This window comes from Mycobacterium sp. SMC-4 (assembly GCF_050205565.1).
GTDB lineage: Bacteria > Actinomycetota > Actinomycetes > Mycobacteriales > Mycobacteriaceae > Mycobacterium.
Map to the genome: position 1 here is coordinate 1 of NZ_JBNMQU010000023.1, position 3,356 is coordinate 3,356.

At 56.6% G+C, this 3,356-nt stretch carries 2 rRNA genes; both read right to left on the minus strand.

What is annotated here, in order from left to right:
* Positions 1 to 90, minus strand: a 5S ribosomal RNA gene (gene rrf, locus ACQI46_RS25560); the annotation flags it as partial.
* A gap of 118 nt (positions 91 to 208) precedes the next feature.
* Positions 209 to 3,330 (minus strand): 23S ribosomal RNA (locus ACQI46_RS25565).
* Positions 3,331 to 3,356: the final 26 nt, after the last annotated feature.

Sequence of the window (3,356 nt, forward strand, 5' to 3'; positions counted from 1 at the left end):
CCCGGGTGGGCAGTATCATCGGCGCTGGCAGGCTTAGCTTCCGGGTTCGGGATGGGACCGGGCGTTTCCCTGCCGCTATGGACCGCCGTAACTTTATTCACTCGTTTTCGAGCGTAAACCTTGTGGGTTGTTTTGGTGGTGGGGTGTGTTCATCAAAGACTGATGGTGTGTTTGATGAAGTGTGGTTGTGGTTGCGAGGTTTTGGGGTTGTTGTAAGTTTTCGGCCGGTTAGTGCCAGTTCCCTGAACGCATTGCTGCGTGTATAGGTCTGGTCTATCGATCCCGTGGTCTGCGGGGGGCCTTATCCCACTTAATGGGTGAGAAACCTGGTCTTGGAGAAGGTTTCCCGCTTAGATGCTTTCAGCGGTTATCCTGCCCGAACGTGGCTATCCAGCGGTGCCCCTGGTGGGACAACTGGTGTACCAGAGGTTCGTCCGTCCCGGTCCTCTCGTACTAGGGACAGGTCTCCTCAAGTTTCTGACGCGCGCGGCGGATAGAGACCGAACTGTCTCACGACGTTCTAAACCCAGCTCGCGTGCCGCTTTAATGGGCGAACAGCCCAACCCTTGGGACCTGCTCCAGCCCCAGGATGCGACGAGCCGACATCGAGGTGCCAAACCATCCCGTCGATATGGACTCTTGGGGAAGATCAGCCTGTTATCCCCGGGGTACCTTTTATCCGTTGAGCGACACCCCTTCCACTCAGAGGTGCCGGATCACTAGTCCCGACTTTCGTCCCTGCTCGACATGTCCGTCTCGCAGTCAAGCTCCCTTGTGCACTTACACTCAACACCTGATTGCCGTCCAGGTTGAGGGAACCTTTGGGCGCCTCCGTTACATTTTAGGAGGCAACCGCCCCAGTTAAACTACCCGCCAGGCACTGTCCCTGAACCCGGTTCAGGGTTCGAGGTTAGAGGCCCAATACGATCAGAGTGGTATTTCAACAACGACTCCACAACCACTGGCGTGGCCGCTTCACAGTCTCCCACCTATCCTACACAAACCGTATCGAGCACCAATACCAAGTTGTAGTGAAGGTCCCGGGGTCTTTTCGTCCTGCCGCGCGTAACGAGCATCTTTACTCGTAATGCAATTTCGCCGAGTCTATGGTTGAGACAGTTGAGAAGTCGTTACGCCATTCGTGCAGGTCGGAACTTACCCGACAAGGAATTTCGCTACCTTAGGATGGTTATAGTTACCACCGCCGTTTACTGGGGCTTAAATTCTCCGCTTCACCCCGAAGGGTTAACGGGTCCTCTTAACCTTCCAGCACCGGGCAGGCGTCAGTCCGTATACCTCGTCTTGCGACTTCGCACGGACCTGTGTTTTTAGTAAACAGTCGCTTCTCACTGGTTTGTGCCACCCACTCACGCTTAGGCCGCAAAGGCTTACACGCCATGTGGGTCCCCCTTCTCCCGAAGTTACGGGGGCATTTTGCCGAGTTCCTTAACCATAGTTCACTCGTACGCCTCGGTATTCTCTACCTGACCACCTGTGTTGGTTTGGGGTACGGGCCGTGTATCTACTCGCTAGAGGCTTTTCTCGACAGCATAGGATCACCGAATTCGCCTCAATCGGCTATGCATCACCTCTCAGACACATGAGTGACGGATTTGCCTATCACTCGTCCTACAGGCTTACCCCGGTATTACCACTGACCGGTACGGCTACCTTCCTGCGTCACCCCATCGCTTGACTACTACCCATCCGGGTCCCGCGCAGCCAGCAGTCCCCGCTCCCCGAAGGGATTGGTGAACCACCTTTTGGGCGGTTAGCAGAATGGATTCATCAGGGACGCTTATACACGGGTACGGGAATATCAACCCGTTGTCCATCGACTACGCCTGTCGGCCTCGCCTTAGGTCCCGACTCACCCTGGGCGGACTGGCCTGGCCCAGGAACCCTTGGTCTTCCGGCGGGCAAGGTTCTCACTTGCCTTATCGCTACTCATGCCTGCATTCTCACTCCCACACCCTCCACCACTCGATCACTCGGCGGCTTCACCGGATGCAGGACGCTCCCCTACCCAGCATGTAAACATGCTGCCGCGGCTTCGGCGGTGTGCTTGAGCCCCGCTACATTATCGGCGCACAATCACTTGACCAGTGAGCTATTACGCACTCTTTCAAGGGTGGCTGCTTCTAAGCCAACCTCCTGGTTGTCTTCGCGACTGCACATCCTTTTCCACTTAGCACACGCTTAGGGGCCTTAGCCGGCGATCTGGGCTGTTTCCCTCTCGACGCACGGAGCTTATCCCCCGCCGTCTCACTGCCGCATTACACCGTGTCGGCATTCGGAGTTTGGCTGACGTCAGTAACCTTGTGAGGCCCATCGGCCATCCAGTAGCTCTACCTCCGACACGAACACTGCGACGCTGCACCTAAATGCATTTCGGGGAGAACCAGCTATCACGGAGTTTGATTGGCCTTTCACCCCTACCCACAACTCATCCCCTCAGTCTTCAACCTAAGTGGGTTCGGGCCTCCACGCGGTCTTACCCGCGCTTCACCCTGGCCATGGGTAGATCACTCCGCTTCGGGTCCAGAACACACCACTACACCAGCCCCTACGAACTGGATACGCCCTATTCAGACTCGCTTTCGCTACGGCTACCCCACCCGGGTTAACCTCGCGACATGTCCCTGACTCGCAGGCTCATTCTTCAAAAGGCACGCCATCACCCCACACACAAAGCGAGGGCTCTGACGGATTGTAAGCGCACGGTTTCAGGTACTATTTCACTCCCCTCCCGGGGTACTTTTCACCATTCCCTCACGGTACTAATCCGCTATCGGTCACTAGGAAGTATTCAGGCTTACCGGGTGGTCCCGGCAGATTCACAGCAGATTCCACGGGCCCGCTGCTACTCGGGGAAAACACTCCTCAGGAGCCGCTGAGTTTTCGTCCACGGGGCTCTCACCCTCTCCGGCAGGCCATCCCAGACCACTTCAACTAACCCAACGGTTTCTCACTCCTGCCCAGGCCGGCGGACCTGAGAAAGAAACGCCCCACAACACCGCACACACAACCCCCGCCGGGTATCACATGCACACGGTTTAGCCATCCTCCGCTTTCGCTCGCCACTACTCACGGAATCACGGTTGTTTTCTCTTCCTACGGGTACTGAGATGTTTCACTTCCCCGCGTTCCCCCCAGACACCTATGTATTCAATGCCTGGTGACACGACATCACTCGTGCCGGGTTTCCCCATTCGGACATCCTCGGATCCACGCTCGGTTGGCAGCTCCCCGAGGCATATCGCAGCCTCCCACGTCCTTCATCGGCTCCTAGTGCCAAGGCATCCACCATGCGCCCTTAAACACTTACAACACAAAACCAAAAAATGAGTCACCCA